General features: G+C 68.6%; 18 protein-coding genes and 3 pseudogenes. 14 read left to right on the top strand and 7 right to left on the bottom strand.

Going from position 1 to position 21,043, the window contains the following annotated elements:
- Nucleotides 1-64 precede the first annotated feature (64 nt).
- From JVH1_RS29295 to JVH1_RS29280, 4 genes are all read left to right on the top strand, one after another.
- Nucleotides 65-982, top strand: coding sequence for a hypothetical protein (locus JVH1_RS29295; RefSeq protein WP_009474292.1), 918 nt, complete (start codon nucleotides 65-67; stop codon nucleotides 980-982).
- 14 nt (nucleotides 983-996) lie between these two features.
- A complete protein-coding gene (locus JVH1_RS29290; protein WP_009474293.1) occupies nucleotides 997-1,662 on the top strand; it encodes an ESX secretion-associated protein EspG in 666 nt (221 codons plus the stop codon).
- Between the two features lie 70 nt (nucleotides 1,663-1,732).
- Nucleotides 1,733-3,091: a hypothetical protein gene (locus tag JVH1_RS29285; RefSeq protein ID WP_009474294.1), complete on the top strand. Its 1,359-nt coding sequence runs from the start codon at nucleotides 1,733-1,735 to the stop codon at nucleotides 3,089-3,091.
- A 95-nt stretch (nucleotides 3,092-3,186) separates the two neighbouring features.
- Nucleotides 3,187-3,321, top strand: a complete 135-nt coding sequence (locus tag JVH1_RS29280; protein ID WP_005254130.1) for a hypothetical protein — start codon at nucleotides 3,187-3,189, stop codon at nucleotides 3,319-3,321.
- Between the two features lie 51 nt (nucleotides 3,322-3,372).
- On the opposite strand, the pseudogene JVH1_RS29275 reads toward JVH1_RS29280, so the two are convergent.
- Nucleotides 3,373-4,420, bottom strand: a pseudogene (locus JVH1_RS29275) (bifunctional 2-methylcitrate synthase/citrate synthase).
- A gap of 3 nt (nucleotides 4,421-4,423) precedes the next feature.
- A pseudogene (locus tag JVH1_RS29270) lies at nucleotides 4,424-4,771 on the bottom strand (isocitrate lyase/phosphoenolpyruvate mutase family protein); the annotation flags it as partial.
- 6 nt (nucleotides 4,772-4,777) lie between these two features.
- Here JVH1_RS29270 and JVH1_RS29265 point away from each other — a divergent pair.
- The 3 genes and pseudogenes from JVH1_RS29265 to JVH1_RS29255 form a co-directional block, all read left to right on the top strand.
- Nucleotides 4,778-5,950, top strand: a pseudogene (locus tag JVH1_RS29265) (short-chain fatty acyl-CoA regulator family protein); the annotation flags it as partial.
- Between the two features lie 141 nt (nucleotides 5,951-6,091).
- Nucleotides 6,092-7,444, top strand: a complete 1,353-nt coding sequence (locus JVH1_RS29260) for a hypothetical protein (protein WP_009474299.1) — start codon at nucleotides 6,092-6,094, stop codon at nucleotides 7,442-7,444.
- A 5-nt stretch (nucleotides 7,445-7,449) separates the two neighbouring features.
- Nucleotides 7,450-8,898, top strand: coding sequence for a PQQ-binding-like beta-propeller repeat protein (locus tag JVH1_RS29255; protein ID WP_009474300.1), 1,449 nt, complete (start codon nucleotides 7,450-7,452; stop codon nucleotides 8,896-8,898).
- A gap of 12 nt (nucleotides 8,899-8,910) precedes the next feature.
- On the opposite strand, the gene JVH1_RS29250 is transcribed toward JVH1_RS29255, so the two are convergent.
- The 4 genes from JVH1_RS29250 to JVH1_RS29235 all read right to left on the bottom strand — a co-directional run bounded on the left by JVH1_RS29250 (nucleotide 8,911) and on the right by JVH1_RS29235 (nucleotide 14,044).
- Complete coding sequence (locus tag JVH1_RS29250; protein WP_009474301.1) at nucleotides 8,911-10,044, bottom strand: class I SAM-dependent methyltransferase; 1,134 nt, start codon at nucleotides 10,042-10,044, stop codon at nucleotides 8,911-8,913.
- A gap of 81 nt (nucleotides 10,045-10,125) precedes the next feature.
- Entirely contained in the window at nucleotides 10,126-11,100 is a 975-nt protein-coding gene (locus JVH1_RS29245; RefSeq protein ID WP_043778662.1) for an NADPH:quinone oxidoreductase family protein, read from the bottom strand.
- 14 nt (nucleotides 11,101-11,114) lie between these two features.
- The gene (locus JVH1_RS29240; protein ID WP_009474303.1) at nucleotides 11,115-12,755 is read right to left on the bottom strand and encodes an AMP-binding protein; all 1,641 of its coding nucleotides are present in this window, start codon (nucleotides 12,753-12,755) and stop codon (nucleotides 11,115-11,117) included.
- Entirely contained in the window at nucleotides 12,755-14,044 is a 1,290-nt protein-coding gene (locus tag JVH1_RS29235) for an MFS transporter (protein WP_009474304.1), read from the bottom strand. Before JVH1_RS29235 ends, JVH1_RS29240 begins: the two co-directional genes overlap by 1 nt.
- Nucleotides 14,045-14,345: 301 nt before the next feature.
- Here JVH1_RS29235 and JVH1_RS29230 point away from each other — a divergent pair, with 301 nt between their 5' ends.
- The 7 genes from JVH1_RS29230 to JVH1_RS29200 all read left to right on the top strand — a co-directional run bounded on the left by JVH1_RS29230 (nucleotide 14,346) and on the right by JVH1_RS29200 (nucleotide 19,879).
- Nucleotides 14,346-15,089 carry an SDR family NAD(P)-dependent oxidoreductase gene (locus JVH1_RS29230; RefSeq protein WP_009474305.1) on the top strand — a complete coding sequence of 248 codons (744 nt, stop codon included), beginning with the start codon at nucleotides 14,346-14,348 and terminating at the stop codon, nucleotides 15,087-15,089.
- A gap of 43 nt (nucleotides 15,090-15,132) precedes the next feature.
- Nucleotides 15,133-16,320 (top strand): acyl-CoA dehydrogenase family protein, encoded by a 1,188-nt coding sequence (locus tag JVH1_RS29225; RefSeq protein ID WP_009474306.1) that lies wholly within the window; start codon nucleotides 15,133-15,135, stop codon nucleotides 16,318-16,320.
- A gap of 64 nt (nucleotides 16,321-16,384) precedes the next feature.
- The gene (locus tag JVH1_RS29220; RefSeq protein ID WP_009474307.1) at nucleotides 16,385-17,578 is read left to right on the top strand and encodes an acetyl-CoA C-acetyltransferase; all 1,194 of its coding nucleotides are present in this window, start codon (nucleotides 16,385-16,387) and stop codon (nucleotides 17,576-17,578) included.
- Between the two features lie 4 nt (nucleotides 17,579-17,582).
- Entirely contained in the window at nucleotides 17,583-18,167 is a 585-nt protein-coding gene (locus JVH1_RS29215; protein ID WP_009474308.1) for a TetR/AcrR family transcriptional regulator, read from the top strand.
- A 54-nt stretch (nucleotides 18,168-18,221) separates the two neighbouring features.
- Nucleotides 18,222-18,797: a TetR/AcrR family transcriptional regulator gene (locus JVH1_RS29210; RefSeq protein WP_009474309.1), complete on the top strand. Its 576-nt coding sequence runs from the start codon at nucleotides 18,222-18,224 to the stop codon at nucleotides 18,795-18,797.
- Nucleotides 18,798-18,907: 110 nt separating this feature from the next.
- The gene (locus JVH1_RS29205) at nucleotides 18,908-19,381 is read left to right on the top strand and encodes a helix-turn-helix domain-containing protein (protein ID WP_009474310.1); all 474 of its coding nucleotides are present in this window, start codon (nucleotides 18,908-18,910) and stop codon (nucleotides 19,379-19,381) included.
- An 84-nt stretch (nucleotides 19,382-19,465) separates the two neighbouring features.
- Entirely contained in the window at nucleotides 19,466-19,879 is a 414-nt protein-coding gene (locus tag JVH1_RS29200) for an ester cyclase (RefSeq protein WP_009474311.1), read from the top strand.
- A gap of 68 nt (nucleotides 19,880-19,947) precedes the next feature.
- Here JVH1_RS29200 and JVH1_RS29195 read toward each other — a convergent pair whose 3' ends face one another.
- Nucleotides 19,948-21,042 carry a Glu/Leu/Phe/Val dehydrogenase gene (locus JVH1_RS29195; RefSeq protein WP_009474312.1) on the bottom strand — a complete coding sequence of 365 codons (1,095 nt, stop codon included), beginning with the start codon at nucleotides 21,040-21,042 and terminating at the stop codon, nucleotides 19,948-19,950.
- Nucleotide 21,043 lies beyond the last annotated feature (1 nt).

The raw sequence follows: 21,043 nt of genomic DNA, 5'->3' as shown, positions 1-21,043 counted from the left end.
GTGGCTTCCCGCCGGATTGGGGGGTCCACTCCGGGACCGTGAGTGTCCAGTATCGGAGGTCGGGATGAATGGCGGGGAGAATTTTCGGTCGGGCGAGTGGGATCACCACGCCATCAGGAGTGCGGTCGACGCGCTGAGGCCCGCCGAGTCCGGTGCGGTCGCCGCGGCCTGGGACGACCTCGGACGGCGATTCCAGGAGTCGGTGACCGCGTTCCACGACGCGACCCGGGCCGCGGTCGACACCGGCTGGCGTGGGCCGACCGCGACCGCGGTGGCTTCTTCACTCGACGACTACGCCGCCCGCGCCGGGCAGGTCGGTGGCCGGTTCACCGATGTGGGCGATGCGTTGCGGCACGCGACGGCCGGAGCCGAAGCGGTGCGCGGCGCGGTCGGCAGGCCCGGCGACCACCCGGCCGACTGGACCCGGGTGCTGCCCGTCAACTGGACCGCGGAAGCCGACGCCGATGCCGCGGAACAGAACGCGAAGGCCGCCATGGACAACCTCTACACCTCGGCGTATCGCGTTGCGGACGAACAACTCCCCGCTGCCGGCCTCGCCGCGACCCACGCCGCGGCAACGGCCCACGGTCAGCCGGTGGGCTTCGACATCGGACCGAACGGGGTGCACGGCATACCCAGCGATCAGCAGGTGGCCGAGCCCGAATCCGATTCCGTCCCGCGCAATGAGCACCGCAGGAGCGGCGAGGTGCCGCTCGAAGACTCGCCGGCGACCGCCCAGGCCGCGCCGGGTTCGATCGCGGGTGCGGCGCTGGCCGGGGCCGTCGGCGGCGGGGTGGCGCAGTACGCGCGCAGCATCGTGTCCGCTCACCGGACGATCACCCCCGAGCGGCCGGGCGGCCCGGTCCTGCCCGCCGCCCGGGAGGACGAGGCGGAACCCCCGACCTACCTCGAAAGCATCGACGAGGAAAGCGAACTCGTCGGGAAACTGCCCCTCGTCACACCCGCGGTGATCGGCGAATAGACGTGGGGCACTGGGTGTTGAGCGGTCCGCAGTTCTCGGCGTTGTGGGCACGGACCGGACAGGACCGCATTCCGTATCCGTTCAAGGTCACGAGCACGCTGGCCACCGCCGACGAGTACGCGGCGGAGCAGCGTCGGATCCGCGCCGACTTCTCCGGCCCCGAACACGACCCGCTCGGGTCGGCGCTGCTGGTGCTCGCCGAACCCGACCTCCGGATCGAGATCTCCGGTTCGGCAGGTGCGGACGGCGGTACCTCGATCCGCATGACGGGCGCCCTGGCACGCGGGCACGGGATCGCGGCGATGCAGCATCCGGGCGCCGAAGTGGTGATCCGGAGCTGCGAACCGTACGACGTCGGCCGGCAGCTGATCGCTCAGCTCCCCGACACCGACGCGGGCACGGCGGCGGGCATCGTGGTCCCGCCGACACCGGCCGGGAGCACACGGGCGGCCCGGATCCTCGACAGGCCGTCGACGGGCCAGGGGGTCGTCACCGTCGTCCGCGGCTCGCGGCACTCACCACGCCCGGTCGGCGGTCTGGCGTGGCGGGACATCGAGGGCGACGGCCGGTACCTCGTGTGGGGCGACACCGCCGTGGCGGTGGAACCGGGCACGGCGTGGGACCTCCTCGACGCCGTCACCCGGCTGACCGGACGGATCGCGGCCGGTCACCCCGTCTGAGCCCGCCACCCCCTCCTGCGCTGCGGTCTCGGCGCTCGCCGCTACCGTATAGAGCGGAAGTAGGTGACTCGTGGTCGACCCGGACGGAGCAGACATGCAGGACTTCGATCTGGATTCGAGCGTGAACCGCGACTGGGCCGAGTTCCAGCGGCGCCTCGCGGACTATCTCGCAGCGATGCAGGACGAGGACCTTCTGGTCCTCGAATCGGGGTTCGAGGAGCTCGACGAATCCCAGGGGCTGATGCCGTGCATCCAGTTCGTCGTGTGGGACGGGGACACGGTGCGCTGCGAGGTGCCGTCGAACCATTACCTGCACCCCGACCGCGCACTGACCGAGGCCGAGCAGACGTACCTCACCGAGCTGGGCTGGAACCGGCCGACCCGTGGTCCGGACGACGAACCCGACGACGGCTCCCCCGCGTTCTACGTCGACAAGAAGCTGTCGTGGTCGGATCAGCTGGCCGCGATGGCCGTGGCCGCGTTCCGCGACGTCTGGGGAATCACCCATCCCGCGTTCCTGAGCACCGAGACGTCGAGTACGGATCCCGAGGCCACGTTCGACCCGGTTGCAGTGCGGCCACCGCTGGTCGCGCAGCTCGACCCCGCAGCCGCCGTGGTCCCGCGCGACGTCGAGCACCTCCACGAACTGATCACTCTCGCGTTGGTCCCGATGCTCGGGCTGCTGCCCGAACGCGACCCGGACGGCGACGTCCCGATCCGGATGGGCAACACCATCCTGTTCGTCGGCCCGCTCGCCGACACCGTCGACGTGCAACTGTTCGCGCCGCTGGTGCACGACATCAGCGACCGCACCCGGGCCGCCGAGGTCACCGCCGACCTCAACCGCACGTGGTCGCGGATCAAGTTCGTGCTGGTCGACGACCGGTTGTCGGCGTTCCTGGAAGTGTCGGGCAACCCGTTCGTCCCGCAGCACCTCACCGACAGCTGCAAGGCGTTCTCCGATTTCCTGCGCACCGTCGACAACGAGTTCGCGTCGCGGTTCGGTGGCGAACTGTTCTTCAACCGCGACTCCGGCCCCGACGAGGAACCCGAACCGGACGCGTCGCCTGGCACCGAGAGCCGGATGTCGTCGACCGACCTGCCGAAGGAACTTCAGACGCTGTTCCATCTCGACCCCGGGCCCGGGAGCGACACCGATCCGGCTGTCGTCGCCGACGTCTGCGGTCACGACCGCGATCGGATCCTCGTGCTCCTGGACACCGGCTCCGCCTGGGTGTCCCGGTTGCGGGAGACCGACGACGCGTCCGCCGATCAGTGGGAGCGCGTCGTCGGCGCCCTCCGCCACGCCCTCCGGACCGTCGTGCTGCCACCGACGACGGGCGCTCCCGACACCAAGCCACGGCCCGAGCAGATGGGACTGTTCACCAATCCCGAGGAGCAGACCCTGTTCGACGATCCGTCGTCCTAGTAGCCGCCCTTTCGACGATCGGTCCGGGTTTCCCGGGATGTGGCGTACTGTCAGCACTATCGGAGCCGTCCAGGTTCCGCATTCAGGGATGGTCCATGGCTGACAAATCGCCCCGCAATTCCATGTCGAAGAAATCCGGTAAGTCGCTGAAGGAGAAGCGCGCCGACAAGAAGATGAAGACGAACGGACAGAGCGATCCGGAAATCGTCTCGCACGTCAAGAAGCGCTAGCGCCCGTGCGCCTTTCTGGTAGCGGCAGCAACCACAAAGGCGCACAAGCCGTCAGGCGACGACGGAGCGCTGGGGGACACCCGAGTACTCGCTGAGCGGGCGAATCGAACTGTTCGACACGCCCTGCCCGATGATGTGGGCGGTCCACCCGGTGATCCGGCTCATCACGAACATCGGCGTGAACATTTCCACGTCGAATCCCATCAGGTAGTACGCCGGACCGGTCGGGAAGTCGAGGTTCGGCGCGATCCCGGTGGCGGCGGCGATCGTCTTCTCCAGGATGTCGTACATCCGCATCCACTTCTCGCCGCCGGTGGCGGCGGCGATGTCGAGCAGTGCCGCCTTCATCGTCGGCACCCGCGAGTCACCGTTCTTGTAGACCCGGTGACCGAAACCCATCACCTTCTCCTTGGCAGCGAGTTTGCCCAGCAGCCACTCCTCGGCGCGGTCGGGCTCGCCGATCTCGAGCATGTCGTGCATGACGGCCTCGTTGGCGCCGCCGTGCAGCGGACCCTTCAACGCCCCGATCGCCGCGGTGACCGCACTGTAGATGTCGGACAGTGTCGACGTCACCACGCGGGCCGCGAACGTGGACGCGTTGAAACTGTGCTCCGCATACAGGATCAGCGACATCTCGAACGCTGTGACGACGGCCGCATCGGGCACCTCCCCGAAGCACATGTTCAGAAAGTTCTCCGCGAACCCCAGGTGCGAGTGCGGTGCGATCGGGTCCTGTCCGCGCCTGCGCCGGAAGTCTGCGGTCACGATCGTGGGCAGCACCGCCGTCATGCGCAGCGCCTTCGCGAGGTTCTCGGACGGCGAATTGTCGTCCCCCGCCGGGTCTTCCGCGCCGAGTAGCTGATCGCCGTGCGCACCACGTCCATGGGGTGGCAGTTGTCGGGCATCTTCGCCAGCAGTGGCAGCAGAGAGCGGTCGGCCCGGCGTGCCGCCCGCTCACGCTGGCAGAGTAGTTCCAGTTGCGCAGGGTAGGGAGTTCGCCGTACCAGAGCAGATACGCCACCTCCTCGAAGCTGCAGTGCGCTGCCAGGTCCTGCACCGCGTAGCCCCGGTAGGTCAGCGAATTGGTCTCCGGCACCACCTTGGAGATGGCGGTGGTGTCGAGGACGGTGACGGTGCACGCCGCGCTCATCGGTTCCCCGAACACGGTGTCGGCGTCGATCAGGACCGTCAGGTCGGTGACGCGGGCGATCTGCTGCCCCCGTCCCGCGACCTCGGTCAGAGTGGTCAGCCCGATGTCGGGCAGGGCGAGATCCGCGGAGACGACGGCGCCTGAGACGTACACGCCCTCGAAGCCGATCCCCTGGATCGGTTTGGCCACCAACGGGTTGAACGCTCCGGGCAGACGTTGCAGCGTGCCCGAGTCGAGCCCGGCCCGGAATGCTTTCCACTTGTCCGCCGCCGACGTGGCCGCGGCGATCAGCCCGCTCATCGGAACAGTCCCGTGTCGTTGGCGGAGATCGACGAACTCGTCGCCCGGATGCCCGCCGTGGGGCGCACGCTCGTGACGCTGCACCGCCGGTTGCGGGCGACCACCGATCAGCTCGACCAGTTCTCGGCGCAGATCTCCGGGGACGCGGCGCCGGACCCGGCGCACGTTCCGATGCCCTACGAGGAGGTGCGGGACTTCCTCTAAGATCGGCGCAACCATATCGGCCGCCTCGACGACGCCGCCGCCGCCGAGGAGATGTTCAGGGGCAACGGACTGTCGATCGGCGCGCTGGACCTCCAGTTGGCCCGCATCCTCCGCGACCGGCACGGGGTGACGGTGCGCATCCGCACCGACTAACCGGATCAGCTGGGCCCCAAGCGGCTTTACGACGCCGAGGCAGGAAGACTGACGCTGGCCCGTCGGCTCTCCGCCGGTCAGCGCGCATTCCAGATCGCGATGCAGGTGGCGTTCTTCACGCAGTCGGAGACGATCGACGCGATCGTCGCGGAGGACGAGTCGCTGACCGCCGAATCCGCCGCGCTCGCGCGAATCGGGTTGGCTCACTACTTCGCCGGGGCGCTGATCCTGCCGTACACGCTGTTCCTGGGTGCCGCCGAATCGCTCCACTACGACATCGACCTGCTGAGCCTGAAGTTCGAGGTGGGGTTCGAGACGATTTGTCACCGGCTGTCGACGCTGCAACGGCCGGGTCAACGCGGCGTCCCGTTCTTCTTCGTCCGCACCGACCGCGCCGGGAACATCTCGAAGCGACAGTCCGCCACAGCGTTCCACTTCTCCCGGGTGGGCGGCAGCTGCCCGCTGTGGGTGGTCCACGAGGCGTTCGCGAGCCCGGGGAGGATCCTCACGCAGGTGTCGAAGATGCCCGACGGGCGCGCCTACCTGTGGATCGCGCGCACCACCCACAGCGGCGGTCTGGGATATCTCGCCCCGGAACGCAATTTCGCGATCGGCCTCGGCTGCGACATCGGGTACGCCGATCGGCTGGTCTATTCACGCGGAATCCAGACGGACGACCCGAGCACGGTCGTCCCGATCGGCGCGGGCTGCAAGGTGTGCGACCGGCCCGCGTGCGCGCAACGCGCCTTCCCGCAACTGGGCCGGGCCGTCCTCGTCAACGAGAACAGCAGCGGCCATCTCCCGTATCCGCAGGGCCGGTAGGCGCTCCGCGCCCGTGCGCGGTTAACGAGTCCAGGGACTCGTCAACCACTCACGGGCGGTAACGCTGCTCGCAACCGTGACGACTAGGACTTCGGATGCTCCTTCGTTCGGGGTGAGCGCCTGCGACACGGGTGGGGGCACATGGGCGACGGCGCGGACAGGCGCAAGGACCGCTGGACGACGGGACTCGTCGTGGTGTCGATCATGGCGTGCGGGGTGATCGTCGCGGGACTGCTCGATTCCGGATCCGGCCCGGCGACCGTCGACCTCAACGCGGACAGTCCCGCCGGAGCCCCGTCGTACGTCACCCCGACGGTCGAGTATCCCGTCGACATTCCCGGTTGTGCGACGGTGGAACCGCCGTCGGAGGGGGAAACCTTCGCCATGTGGGTCGGAGGTGAGCAGAGTTACGACAACCCGCGCTACCCGTGGTTCTCGGCACTCAAGGCCTCGGCCATGACTGCCGCCGTCCTCGACGCCCTGCCGGAGGCCGTGGAGATCCCCCTCGTCAGCCCCACGGAGTCGTTGCTGTTCGAGCCGATTCCGGAGTACGAGCAGCCACCGGACGTCGAGGACGACTTCGGCGGCGTCACCAGCGCCCGGGGACCACTGCTCCGGGACTCGACTCCCGGGTCGCTGTGGTTGTCGGTCAGCAAGGCGGACAGGCCGATTCCGCCGTGCGTGGCCGGCGAACTCGACCGTCGCACGACGCTGCCCGACGGCACGGTGCTGGATGCGGACGACACGTGGTCCGAGTACGACGGCCACCGCACCCTGTCCCGGAGCGTCGCCGGCTACTTCCCGGACGGCACGTGGATCCATGCCGACGCCACCGACGAGAACTTCGCCGAGGCCGACCCCGGCGCGAAGTACAGCGGCACCATCCCACTGAGCCTCGACGAACTCACCGCCATCGTGCTGCGCCCCGAACTGAGGGTGAGCACACCGGTTCCGCCGGGCACCCCGCCTCCTCCGACGGCATGCGGGTCGGGGGACGGCTCCGAGGACGAGGGACCGGCGCTGACCCGCGCCGATCTGGACCGGTTGAATGCCGTGCTCGACGACGCGTGGCGCGATCATCGCGTCGCGCTGTCGAGACCGCTCGGGTCGCTGCAACTGGCCGAGTACAGCGACAACGCGGTGTGTGAGAGCATCGACGTCACCACACGAGGATCCGAGGGGACTCTGCGGATCTCGATCGAGGGCGGTTACACCGTTCCGCCCGAGCCGGACAAGTACGACCCGTCCTACGACCCGCAGGCCGCGAAGGCCACCCGACTGCCGGACGGTTCCGTATTGGAGCGACGGGACGGGTACACCTCCGCGGTGTCCGAGCCCGGTGAACCCGCCGTCGACGAGGCCGGCCGTTACGTGACACTGACACGGCCGTCGGGTACCCGGGTGTCGGTCAGCTCGACCTCCACGCTGCCGGCCACTCCGCTCCCCTACGAACTTCTCGAATCCCTGGCCACGACCCCCGGACTGGAGCTGTAGCCGACATGGGCCTCGACACGAGCACCCGAAACCTTTGGGCCGCAGCGCTCATGGCGGTCGTGACCGTCGCCGGCGCCGTCACCACCGTGATCGTGCACGAACCGGAGTATCCGGAGGTGAACATCCCCGGGCTCACCGGTTTCGTGGGCCCCGACGCACCGGAGGCGTCGCCCGATGCACCGGGCGCCGAGTGGTCGCTGGATGCGGCCGCCACCTACGATCGACAGTTCGCCGTCTTCCGCAACCCGGTGTACGGCAGCGGATTCGACTCGGGCGAGCCGGGATTCGTCGACGCCGGACAGGTGCTGGTCACCATGATCGGGCTGGTGAACCAGCAGACGTCGGGGCTGGACGAGACGCGGTTGGTCGGGGTGGACGCCGACACCGGATCGGTGCGCTGGGAGACGCCCGTCGAGTCGCTGGGCGGGTGCGCCGACACCCTCGCTGCCGGGCGGATGGTCTGTTACACGACTCCCTTCGAGGACGCACCCGACATCCTGGCGGTCGACACCGAGAACGGCTCCGTGACCCGCACTCCCACCGACTGGACGATCCTCGCGATGACGGCTGCCGACGACTGGCTGTACGTGATGGAGGGCGACCCGGAATCCGAGGACGTCCAGGTCCACAGCGGTGTGCCCACCGACCCCGATGCGAGCTGGTCGCAGCGCTTCGACCTCGGCTCGGCGTGGGAGGAGGCGTTCGGTCACCTCATGAGCACCGAGCACGGTCAGGGTGTGCTCGAACTCGGCGGGGAGATGGCGGGGTTCGACCTCGCGACCGGGACACCGACGTTTACCCGCACCCTGCCCGACTGCACGCAGTCCGCCCGGGCCACCGAGGGCGGGGTGGTCGTCCGAGTCCACAGCGACTGCACCCTCAGCAAGGTGCTGGGCTCCGAGGCCGTCGATCGCACCGGTCGAGTCCTCGCGGCATCGGATGTGGAGGCCGCACACACCCTCGCCGTCGATCGCCCCGCCGACAGTACGATTCCGGTGCTTCTCGGTGACGGCGCCTACGACCGGACGACGGGCGAACTGCGGTGGACGAGCCCCGCTCTCGTATCGACGCCACGTGTCGACACTGCGGAGTCGTACGGCCCGAACACCACGCAGGGCACCGCCGTGGCCGTGCTGGGCGATGTGGCATTGCTGCGCGACTACGAGGGCAAGACGGAAGCCGCACTCGACCTGAGGTCCGGAGAACGGTTGTGGCAACGACACTCCGACTCGTACGGCACCGTCGTCGTCGCGGAGGGGGATACCGCAGTGTTGCTGGAATCCGATGTCCTGCGCGCCGAGAACGTCCGGTCCGGCGAGGAACTGTGGGTACTCCCCCTGCAGACCGTGATCGACGACGACTCGTGGGGCAGCACACCCGTCGTCGCGGCGTCGAGCAGCCGCCTGGTCTACCTGACGTCGGGGACGATGGTCGGGTTGGGCGCGTCCGAGTGAATCACTCCGGGGCTATCCGGTCGGCGCGGCCCGCGCGCCGAGCCGCCACAGCGACGTCACTTCCCGTTTGCGCGCGGCGTGCAGCGCATCCGAGCGGTCCGCGACCTTGCCGTGCCGGGGCGCCACGTCCCGGCGTCCGAGGACGGTCAGTCCGGCGTCGTCGATCAGGGTCAGTAATTCCTCGCGGGTCCGCAGTCCGAGGTGCTCGGCGATGTCGGACAGGATGAGCCAGCCCTCTCCCCCGGGCTCGAGGTGCTCGGCCAGGCCGCCCAGGAATCCGCGGAGCATCCGGCTGTCCGGGTCGTAGATCGCGTACTCGATCGGCGAGGTGGGACGGGCGGGAATCCACGGCGGGTTGCACACGACCAGCGGTGCCCGGCCCTCGGGGAACAGATCGGTTTCCACCACCTGCACCTGACCGCCGTAGCCGAGCCGGTCCAGATTCGCCCGGGCGCAGGCGAGCGCATTCGCGTCGAGTTCGGTCGCGATCACCTTCTCGACACCGCGGTGCGCGAGGACGGCGGCCAGCACACCGGTGCCGGTGCCGATGTCGAACGCCTGCGTGTGCGACGGCAGCGGGGTGTCGGCGACGAGGTCGACGTATTCGCCGCGAATCGGCGAGAACACGCCGTAGGCGGGGTGGATGCGCGCACCGAGGGCCGGAATGTCGACGCCCTTCTTCTGCCACTCGTGGGCGCCGATCGCACCGAGCAGGTCGCGCAGGGTGGTGACGGTGGGCTGGTCCGTCGGTCCGTACGCCTCGAGCACCGCTTGCCGCACGTCGGGGGCGCGCCGCAGCGGGACGGTCTGGTCGGCGTCGAACGGCACCAGCAGCATCCCGAGGATCCCCGCCCGCCGCGACTGCGTCTGTCGGTGCAGGTGGAACGCGGTGGCGGGGTCGGTGGACGTCTTGCGGGTCTTGCGGTCGGTGCGGGCGGCGACGGCGGTGCCGAGCTGGCGGGCGTTGTGGAAGTCGCCGCGCCACAGCAGCGCCGTCCCCTCGCACGCGAGGCGGTAGGCCTCATCGGCGGTCATCGAGTCGTCGGCCACCCGGATCTTCTTCGGGGGCGTCGCCCCGCTGGTGGACCGCCACACCGCCGAATGCTCGGTGCCCTCCTCGGTCCAGCGGACGAACTCGGTTTCCATGAGGGAGAGCCTAGGCCTTCGGCCCGTGAGTGGTTAACGAGTGCAGGCACTCGTCAACCGCGCACGGGCGGCGGAGCCGCCTCACCGGAGGGTGAGGACACTCTTCCCGACGGTTCGGCGGTGTTCGAGGTCGAGCAGGGCCTCGGCTGCCGCTCCGAACGGGTACCGCGTCGGCTCCGGGATCGTCAAGGCGCCCGACGCCAGGAGTGGACACAATTCGCTCCACTGCGCGGACAGTCGTCGGGGGTCCTCGGCCCACCACGAGCCCCACGCGACTCCGACTGCGGAGGCGTTCTTCAGGAGCAGTCGGTTCACCTTCACCGAGGGGATGTCCCGGCCGGTGAAGCCCATCACGAGAATCCTCCCGCCCGTCGCCAGGGATCGGACGCTGTCGGTGAATCGATCGCCCCCGACCGGGTCGACCACGACGTCCACCCCGCGGCCGTCGGTGATCGCGAGGACCTTGTCCCGCCAGTTCCCGGTGGCCACGACGTCGGAGGCGCCGAGACTCCGCACGTACTCCGCCTTCTCCTCACTGCTGACGACCGCGATGGTCCGCGACGCGCCGAGGTGAGGCGCCAGTGTGACCGCGGCGGTGCCGATGCCTCCAGCCGCACCCTGGACGAGCACCGACTCCCCCGCCTCGAGGCGTCCACGACATACCAGCGCGAAATGCACGGTGAGGTAGTTGAACAGCACGGCGGCTCCCGCGGCCATCGAAATCGTGTCCGGGAGGGAGAACGTCGTCTCCGGCGGCAGTGCGACCACTTCGGCCATCGCGCCGCCCACACCGGTCAATCCGACGACCCGGTCGCCCGGAGAATATCCGCTGCCGTCAGGGGCTGACCGCACGATCCCGGCGACCTCGCCGCCCGGGACGAACGGCAGTTCCGGCTTGTACTGGTACCTGCCCTGGGTGAGAAGCAGATCCGGGAACGACACCCCGACCGCGTGAACCTCGACGAGGATCGCGGATTCGTCCGCGACGGGTTCGTCGACCTCGACCGCGGCGAGCGCCCGGGGACCGTCGAGCGCGGTGACCATCAGTGCGCGCATGCGGTTGTGCCCGTTCATGTGACCGGGAGTTCGCGGACGGCCGCCCGGCGCAGCTTGCCGACTTCGGTGCGCGGAAGGTCGGGCCGGAAGTCGACGACTTTGGGTGCCGCGTAGGGTCCGACGCGCTGCGCGACGAGGTGTGTGAGTTGCGTGACGAGGTCGCTGTCGTCGGCCCGGGTGTCCGCGCGGACGACGACGGCCCGGACCACTCCGCCGCGGATCGGATCGTCGTACGCGACTGCCGCGGCGTCGGCGACCGCCGGGTGCTGTAACAGCGCGTTCTCGACCTCGACCGGGCTGATGTTGTGGCCCGACGCGATGATCATGTCGTCGTCCCGGCCCAGTATCTGCCACCGTCCCTCGGGGTCTGTGACGGCTCGGTCCTCGGTGAGGAATACGTCGCCGCGCCAGCGGTCGGCCCACAGGTCGGGGGTGTTCTCGTAGCCGCTGGACATCTGGTACCGGGGCTGCCGTACCGCGATCAATCCCGGTTGCCCGTCGGCCACCGGTTGCCCGTCCCGGTCGGCGAGGAAGGTGTCGAACCCCGGAATCGTGGCGGACATCCAGCCCGGACCGGACCTCGTTTCGGTGCCCTGGGTGTCGCCCAGGAGCATGCCGACCTCGGACAGTCCGTACCCGTTGCGCACGGCGGGTGCACCGGTGCCGGCCCAGGTTGAGGCGACCGCTGCGGTGAGCGGTTCGCCGGCAGCGGCGACGGTGCGGAGCGTCGGCGGCACCCCGTCCTGCGCGAAGGTCGCCGTCAGGCGCCGCAGGGCGGCCGGCGCGGTGGTGAGGATCGTGGCCTTCTCTTCCCGGATGACGCGATGCCAGGCCTCGGGGACGAACTTCCCCGAGTACATGACGCGCGGCACGCCCAGCGCCATGACGGCAGCACCGGTGCTGTACAGCCCGAACGCCCACGCCGGGTCCGACGTCGAGAAGACGACGCTGCCGCGGGTCGCCCCGAGAACGCTCTTCGCGTAGGGCATGACGGAGACGAAGGTGGCGTGGGTCATGGTGCACGCCTTCGGCGTTCCGGATGTTCCGCTGGTGAACAGCAGGGTGGCGGCGTCCCCGAGTGCCGTCGTCGCGAGCGGGCCGTCGGCGTCGGCCCCGTCGATCTCGGTCCAGAAGGACCGGTCGCCCGTGCCGGCCGCGACGTCGCCGACGACGAACACGGCGGGATCGAGTCCGTGGGTCGCCTGCGCCTGCGCGAGCGCAGGCCGGTACTGCTGATCGACGACGACCGCGCGGACTCCCGCCGCGTCGAGGCGCAGGCCGATCGCATCCGGGGCGAACCCGCCGAACAAGGGCACGTACACCAGCCCGGAGCGCCACACCGCAATTGCGGTGATCCAACTCTCGACCTGTCGCGAGAGCAGTCCGCCGACGCGATCTCCCCGCTTCAGCCCCGCGCGTGCGAACACCCGTGCCGCCTTGGCGGCGAGCCTGTCGAGTTCGCGGTACGTCCAGCGGTCGGCCGAGCCGTCCTCGTGCCGGACGGTCAGCGCCACCCGATTCGGGTCGGCCGCATAGCGGGTGCAGATTTCGTGGGCGGTGTTGAAGTCGCCGCCGAACGGGTCGCGGTCCAACAGGGATTCGATGTCCTGCCAGGCATCGGCGAGTGTGGACGATGCGAGTCTGTCGAGAGACATCAGTGATTCACCTTTGCAGTTTTCGTCAGGGTCAGGACCAGGACCGTGATGGCGCACGCCGCGGCGATATACGCGGCCAGGGCCCACGCACCGTCCGTCTCTGCAGCGATCGCCACCGCGATGAACGGTGCGGGAGCACTGAACACGACACCACCGAACTGATAGGCGACGGACGCGCCGGTGTACCGGACTTCGGCCGGGAACAGACCGGTGACGTATCCGGCCACCGCGGAATAGGTGACGGCGTGACCGATGGTGATGATCAGAATCATCGCCAGCAGGACGGCGACACCCACGCCGGTGGACAGCAACCAGAAGAACGGATAAGCGATCGCGGCCATGTAGAGGGACCCGTAGATCAACATCTTCCGTGCTCCGATCCGGTCCGCGATCATCGACGCGTAGGGCACGGACAGGATGTCGAGGACACACGCGACGAGGATGCTCAACAGAATCGTCTGCCGCGAGATGCCGAGTTCCTTCGGACCGTACGACAACACGAAGACGGTGACAAGGTAGAACGGCACGAGGGAGGCGGCCTGGGTGAGAATCCCGACGCCCAGCGCGCGCTTCTCACCCCGCAGGACCGCGAGGATCGGGAAGTCGGCAATCTTCTTGTTGCGCTTGACGTTCTCGAACTCCGGCGATTCGACGACCTTCAGTCGCACGTACATGCCGACCGCGACCAACCCGGCACTGGCCAGGAACGGAAGCCTCCATCCCCACGCCTGGACCTGGTCCTCCGGAAGCTGCTCGACCAGGAGGAACGCGAGCGTCGCGAGAACGAGTCCGGCTGGCACGCCGGCCTGCGGCCAGCTGCCGTAGAACGCCCGCTTCTCGCGCGGTGCGTGTTCGACTGCCATCAGCACCGCGCCTCCCCATTCTCCGCCGACCGCGAAGCCCTGTGCGAGGCGCGCGAGGACGAGCAGCACGGGTGCCGCGAGACCGATGGCTCCGTAGGTGGGGATGAGTCCGATCGCGACCGTCGACGACCCCATCAGCACCAGGGAGAACACCAGCATCTTCTTGCGGCCGATCCGGTCTCCGAAGTGCCCGAAGACGATCGCGCCTGCGGGACGCGACACGAACGCGACACCGAACGTCGCGAAGGCTGCCAGCGTTCCCGACAGCGGACTCAATGACGGGAAGAACGCCTTCCCGAATACCAGGGCGGCCGCGGTCCCGAAGATGAAGAAGTCGTACCACTCGATTGCCGTTCCGACGAAGGACGCGAAGGCAACCTTCCGGGGTTTGACCCGAGTGACCTCCAGGTCGTCGATGACTCTCATATCGAATCTCCCATCGCTGCTGATGTGGGGCGGTGCGGCAGCCGTGTGTCGATCCGGTGCCACCGCGGTTGTGATCGGGCCGTCGGGCCTCGTCCGGGGTTCGCCGATCGGACATCGTCCGCGCCGTCGCCCCGTGTGGCCACGGTCACAGGTCTAGCACATCCCGGACGTCGATCGCAAGCATTCTTGTACCGATCGATCCATTTCATGACTCCACCTAAATATCGAGCTAACACGATGTTCAGACGGACTTTCACGAACACTCTGGACTATTTTTGTATCGATCAGTACATTTCTGAGCATGAACGAGAACGATCACGACGATCCCCGCGTCGCGCTGGTCTCCGGCGGTTCCCGCGGCATCGGAGCCGCCGTCACCACCGCCCTGACGCAGCGCGGCTGCCGGGTGGGCTGCACGTACCGGACGAGACGTGAGGAGGCCGAGAAGCTCGCCGCGGACGCTCCCGAACAGGTACTTCCGATCCGCTTCGACCTGCACGACGACACCACGGCGCCCACGGCAGTGGAGCGCGTCGTCTCGCACTGGGGGCACCTCGATTCCCTCGTCCTGAACGCGGGCCAGTGGTCGGGCGGGCGGCTCGTCGAGACGGAGCCGGACGCCTGGTGGAGCGTGATCGAGACGAACCTCCGCGGCACCGTCGCCCTCGCGCGGGCCGCGTTGCCCCACCTCGTGCACGGCAGGTCACCGAGCATCGTGCTGGTGTCGTCGGTCGTCGGCGTGATCGGTCACGCCGGCGACACCGCATACGCGGGTGCGAAGTCCGCGATGATCGGCTTCGGTCGCTCACTCGCCAAGGAGGTTGCACGTGACGGCATCCGGGTCAACGTGCTGGCACCCGGCTTCGTCAGCACGGACATGACCGACGCGGTGCCCGACTCCGCACGCAGGCGCATCGAACGAGAAACCGTCCTCGGCCGCTTCGGCACCGTCGACGAAATCGCCAAGGCCGCAGTCTTCCTCAGCGAAGACGCCACATTCTGCACCGGCTCCGTCCTCACCGTCGACGGTGGCTGGGCGCTGTGACACACCACGACCGCAACGACCAACAACGAAGGGACACAACACCATGACCGCGACACTCACGCATTCGGTCGGCATTCCGGAGTCGGAGTACCTGGCGCTCCGGGACCGCATTTTCGAGGCGATCTGGGCCGAACTCGATCCACTCGAACAGCGGATCGAGGACGACGAGCAGGTTCCGCACGACATCGTCATGCCCATTCTCGAGCGGATCGGCGCGCTCGGCCTGCTCGTCCCCCGCGAGTACGGCGGCAGCGGCCTCTCGATCGCCCAGTACCTGCCGATCATCGCCGAGTTCGCCAAGGTGCAGGGCGGGCTCCGGGTCATCGTCCACGTGCACAACTCCTTCGCCCACGCGCTCTCCGAGATCGGCAGCGACCGGCAGAAGGCGGACGTCCTCCCGGGCACGGCCACGGGCCGGAACTCGGTCGCGTTCGCGCTGACGGAACCGGGTTTCGGGACGGGCGCCGACCTCGGGTCGACCGCGGTGCGCGAGGGCGACAGCTACATCCTGAACGGCGAGAAGTGGTTGATCACCAACTCCGACATCGCTTCTCACTTCATCGTCTTCGCGAAGACGACCGCGACCGACGTCTCCGCGTTCCTCGTTCCTCGCGAGACCGACGGTCTCTCGATCGCAGCGCTTCCCGAGACGATGGGATGCAAGGGCACCGAGCACGGACGCGTCACCCTCGACTCCGTCCGGGTGCCCGCCACCGCCCTCGTCGGCGTGGAGGGGCAGGGAAACGAGCACCTCGAACGCGCACTGGAGATCAGCCGGGTGTTCATCGCGGCAAGCTCCCTCGGCACGTCCGAGCGCGCCCTCGAACTGTCGATCGCCCACGCGAAGAGCCGTGTCACGTTCGGCAAGCCGATCGGCACACGGCAGGCCATCCAGCGCTACCTCGCGGAGATGGCCACCGACGTCTACGCCCTGCGCGGGATCCTGGCCGACGCAGCGCAGAAATGGGATGCCGGCGAACGGATACCCGCCGAGGCCAGCATGTGCAAGCTGTTCGGCCTCGAGGCCGTCGGCCGGGTGACCGACCGCGCTCTGCTCATCCACGGCGGAATCGGATACACGCGCGCGCATCCGATCGAGCGCCTCTACCGGGATGCCCGCCTCAATTGGCTCGAGGAGGGTACCCCGACGATCCAGTACCTGGTCACGGCGGGCCGTCTGCTCGACGGGTACGCGTTCTCCGACGCCTTCGAGACGTCGCGCACCAACTGACATCAGCCGCCCTGCGGCCGGGAACGGGCGCAGGGCGGCACCACGCTCTCGAAGGAGACGAACAATGACGGACCACGACCCCACCGTCCTCGTCGCGGGGGCACGAACCCCATTCGGACGCTTCATGGGATCGCTGTCGAGCCTGAGCGCCCAGGAACTGGGTGGCCACGCGATCAGCGGTGCGCTGCAATCCGCCGGCGTCGACGCACGCGCCGTCGACCACGTCGTCATGGGTCAGGTGCTCACGGCAGGCAGCGGCCAACTGCCGGCGCGCGTCGCGGCGGCGGCTGCCGGAATCCCCATGTCGACACCGGCACTGAACATCAACCGGATGTGCCTCTCCGGAATCGATGCGATAACGCTGGCGCACCAGATGATCGTCGCCGGTGACGCGGACGTCGTGGTCGCCGGCGGTCAGGAATCGATGAGCACGGCGCCGCACCTCCTGACGAACAGCCGTCGCGGGCACAAGTACGGCGACACGGTTCTGATCGACCACCTCGCGTTCGACGGGCTCCAGGACGCCTTCACCGGGTCGTCGATGGGGGCGTTGACCGAGTCGAGGAATCCCGAGTACGGGATCACCCGGGAGGCCCAGGACGACTGGGCCGCACGCTCGCACCGTGCGGCCGCACGCGCGCGCAAGGACGGCGTCTTCGCGGCCGAGATCGTTCCCGTTCCGATCACGTCCGGCAGGGGTGAGACGACCGACGTGAGCCACGACGAGGGCATCCGGGCCGACATCTCGGCAGCGGACCTCGCCGGGCTGCCTCCGGCTTTCGCCGCGGGCGGCTCGCTGACTCCGGGCAACTCGTCACCGATCTCCGACGGTGCCTGCGCCGTCGTGGTCACGCGGAAGTCGACGGCCGTCCGGCTCGGCCTGTCGTGGCTGGCCGAGATCGGATCACGCGCCGTGGTCGCCGGACCCGATTCGGGTCTGCACGAGCAGCCGTCGAACGCCATCCAGGCCGCGTGCCGACGCGAGGGGATCGCGCCCCGCGAACTCGATCTCGTCGAGATCAACGAGGCGTTCGCCGCGGTCACACTCGTCTCGTCCGAACACCTCGGTCTCGACGCGGACCGGGTGAACGTCAACGGCGGCGCGATCGCGCTCGGCCACCCGATCGGTGTCTCCGGGGCACGGATCGTCCTGCATCTCGCGCTCGAACTGCGCCGCCGCGGCGGTGGTGTCGGCGCAGCGGCGCTGTGCGGGGGCGGCGGCCAGGGGCAGGCCCTGATCGTGCACGTCGAACGGTGATTCGATGAGCACCAAATACGACCTCAACCGCACCGAGATTCTGCGCGTGTCCGCCGAGCTGTTCGCGAGGTCGGGCTACCACGGCACCGGGATCGCCGACCTGGGCACGGCGGTGGGGCTCGGCCGCGGGGCCCTGTACCACTACATCGGCAGCAAGGAGGAAGTCCTGTTCGCGATCAGCAGCCGGCAACTCGCGCAGATGAACGACGTGGCCGACGAACTCGCCCTGACCGAACCGGATCCGGAGCTACGCCTCCGCGGTCTCGCCCGGGCCCTGCTCCGCAACATCGCCGAGCACCGCGCGGAGTGGACGGTGTTCTTCCGCGAGTACCACGCCCTGACCGGTGATCGGCGGGTGCGGGTCGTCGCGGCGCGCGAACGGTACGAATCGCATTGGCGGCATGCGTTCGAGCAGGGCGTCCGGGACGGCGCGTTCACCCTGTTGCCGCCGTTGATGATCAAGGGTGTGCTCGGCATGTTCAACTACAGCTACCTCTGGCTCACCGCCGACGGCCCCCGCACCCCCGAGGAGATCGCCGACGGCTTTCTCGACGCCCTGATCACCGGGCTGGCCGCGCCGAACCCGTGATCTGGGCCGTCTAGACTCACATCTTCGACCGCCGGGAGACAAAGGGGCCCTTCGATGAGCGACAAGTACGACGCCAACCGGGACCGAGTCCTGCAGGTGGCCGCCGAATTGTTCGCGAAGTCTGGCTACCACGGCACCGGGGTCGCCGAGATCGGTGAGGCCACCGGGCTGGGCCGGGGCGCGCTGTACCACTACATCGGCAGCAAGGAGGCAATCCTCTACGAGATCAGCAGCCGGCAACTCGCGCAGATGAACACGGTCGCCGACGAACTCGCGCTGTCCGAGGCCGATCCGGAGAAACGGCTGCGCGGCCTCGCACGGGCGCTCATGCGGAACATCGCCGAACACCGTGCCGAGTGGACGGTGTTCTTCCGCGAGTACCACGCCCTGACGGACGAGCGTCGCGATCGCATCATCGCCGAACGTGAACGCTACGAATCCCATTGGCGGAACGCGCTGGAGCAGGGCATCCGCGACGGACAGTTCCGTGCCCTTCCGCGGCTGATGGTCAAGGGCCTGCTGGGCATGTTCAACTACAGCTACCTCTGGATCACCCCCGCGGGCGCCGAGACACCCGAGGAGATCGCGGACGAGTTCCTCGACGCCGTTGTCACGGGGATCCGGGCGTGAGGCGCTCCGCGCCCGTGCGCGGTTAGCGAGTCTCTGCACTCGTTCGCCGCGCACGGGCGGCGTAGCCGCTGGCTTGGACGCACCAAGCCAGTAGGGACTATCCTCGTCGCATGAGTCCGTTATCGGCCACCCCTGCCCGTTGCTCGATCGCGCGCACCCTCGAACTCCTGGGCGACAAATGGACGCTGCTCATCGTCCGCGACGCCTTCTGGGGCCACAGCCGATTCTCGGAGTTCACCCGCAGCCTCGGCGTGGCGTCCGACGTCCTCACCGCACGGTTGGCGATGCTCGTCGACGAAGGAATCCTCGAACGCCGCGCCTATCGCCAGGAAGGGTCGCGGGAACGTCTGGAGTACGTGCTGACCGAAAAGGGCAAGCAGTTGCATGTCGTGATCGGCGCTCTGGGCCAGTTCGGTCGCGACCATCTGCCGCGTCCGGGTAGCACCTCCCCCGAGTACTCCGACGAGACCACCGGCGAGGCCGTGTCCCTCGCGTTCGTCACCGACGACGGTCGACGCGTCTCGGCATCGACTCTGCATGTACAGCAGGGCACTCCGGCCCCGGCGGCCGATCCCCAGGGTTAACCGGAACTCGTGAAGAACGGGAGCGCGACCTCGCCGTATCCATGCTAACTTGGAAATTCCAAGTTAGCGAGAGGCAAGGAAGCCATGTCTGCACAACACGGAGTTCACGCAGTCGAGAATTTCTGGGCCCGGGTGTGGCAGTCACCCCAGGACCCCCATGCGATCGACGAGCTCGTCGTCGACGACTTCGTCATCGTCACCGGTGGAGAGGCGATCCGCGGCCGGGACGCCTTCAAGGAATGGGTGCTGAAGTTTCAGTCGACCGTCGAGGACCTGGAGTTCATCCCCGTCGAAACGTTCCAGAACGAGGACGGTTCCCGCGTCGCGTCACTGTGGGAAATGACCGGCCGCAATCGCGGATTCATGGGCACCGAGCCCGACGGGCAACCCATTCACCTGACGGGCACCGCGGTGTGGAACGTCCGCGCCGACGGGATGCTCGAATCCAACCGCGTCGAGCGCAATGCCTGGGAGCTGCACCGGCGGCTGACGGCCTAGGCGCTTCGCGCCCGTGCGTGGTTAACGAGTGCAGAGACTCGTTAACCACGCACGGGCGGCGGAGCCGCCTACCTGGCTGCAGCGATGCGGGCCTCGGCGACGGCGTCGGCTGCGGCGCCGGCGAGGATGCCGTCACGCTTCGCGACGTCGAGGATCTGTACGACGGTGGCGAAGATCTTCTCGACCTGCGCGCGGACGTCGTCGGCGGACGTGCCGAGCCGCTCACCGGCGACCTGGATGAGTCCGCCGCCGTTGGCGACGTAGTCGGGAACCCAGGTGATGCCGCGTTCGCCGAGGTCGTGCTCGACCGCGGGGTGGGCGAGCTGGTTGTTCGCGGCCCCGCAGATCACCTGGGCGGTGATCGCGGCGACGGACTCGTCGGTGAGCGTGGCGCCCATCGCGCAGGGTGCGTAGACGTCGAGTTCCTGGCCGATGACGCTGGACGCGATCTTGACCTCGGGGAAGTCGCGGGCCACCCTGTCGAGTGCGGCGGCGTTGACGTCGGTGGCGACCACCGACGCGCCGTCGGCGAGCAGCAGCTTGATCAGCTGGTAGCCGACCTTGCCGGTGCCCTCGACGCCGACGGTACGGCCGGCGAGGCTCGCGGTGCCCCACTTGGCCTGGGCGGCGGCGCGCATGCCCTGGAACACGCCGAGGGCGGTCATCGGGGCGCTGTCGCCGGACCCGCCGGCGGACGTGTTGCGTCCTACGACGTAGTCGGTGGCGCGCCCCATCACGTCGAGGTCGTCGGAGTCGGTGCCCACGTCGCCGGCGGTGATGTACCGGCCGCCGAGTGTCTGAACGAACCGGGCGTACGCCTCGAGCAGCGCCTCCGACTTTCCGGTGGCCGGGTCGCCGATGATGACGGCCTTACCGCCGCCGAGGTCGACTCCGGCGATCGCCGACTTGTAGGTCATGCCCCGCGACAGGCGCAGGACGTCCTTGAGGGCGGCGGCCTCGTCGGCGTACGGGTAGAAGCGGGTTCCGCCGAGCGCCGGTCCGAGGGTGGTGTCGTGGATCGCGACGATCGCCTTGAGTCCGGTGGCGGGGTCCTGGAAGAACGTCACCTGCTCGTGGGCGGTGTCGGTGGGGAAATCGGTGCGCTCGAACACTCCAGCGTTTTCGGGCAGTGCGGTGTCGTGACGTTCCGCGGTGAGAGTCATG

Origin of the sequence: Rhodococcus sp. JVH1, assembly GCF_000280725.2 — a bacterium.
Lineage (GTDB): Bacteria > Actinomycetota > Actinomycetes > Mycobacteriales > Mycobacteriaceae > Rhodococcus_F > Rhodococcus_F jostii_A.
Note: the sequence above shows the minus strand (reverse complement) of the source record. Positions and strands in the feature narration are given on the sequence as shown.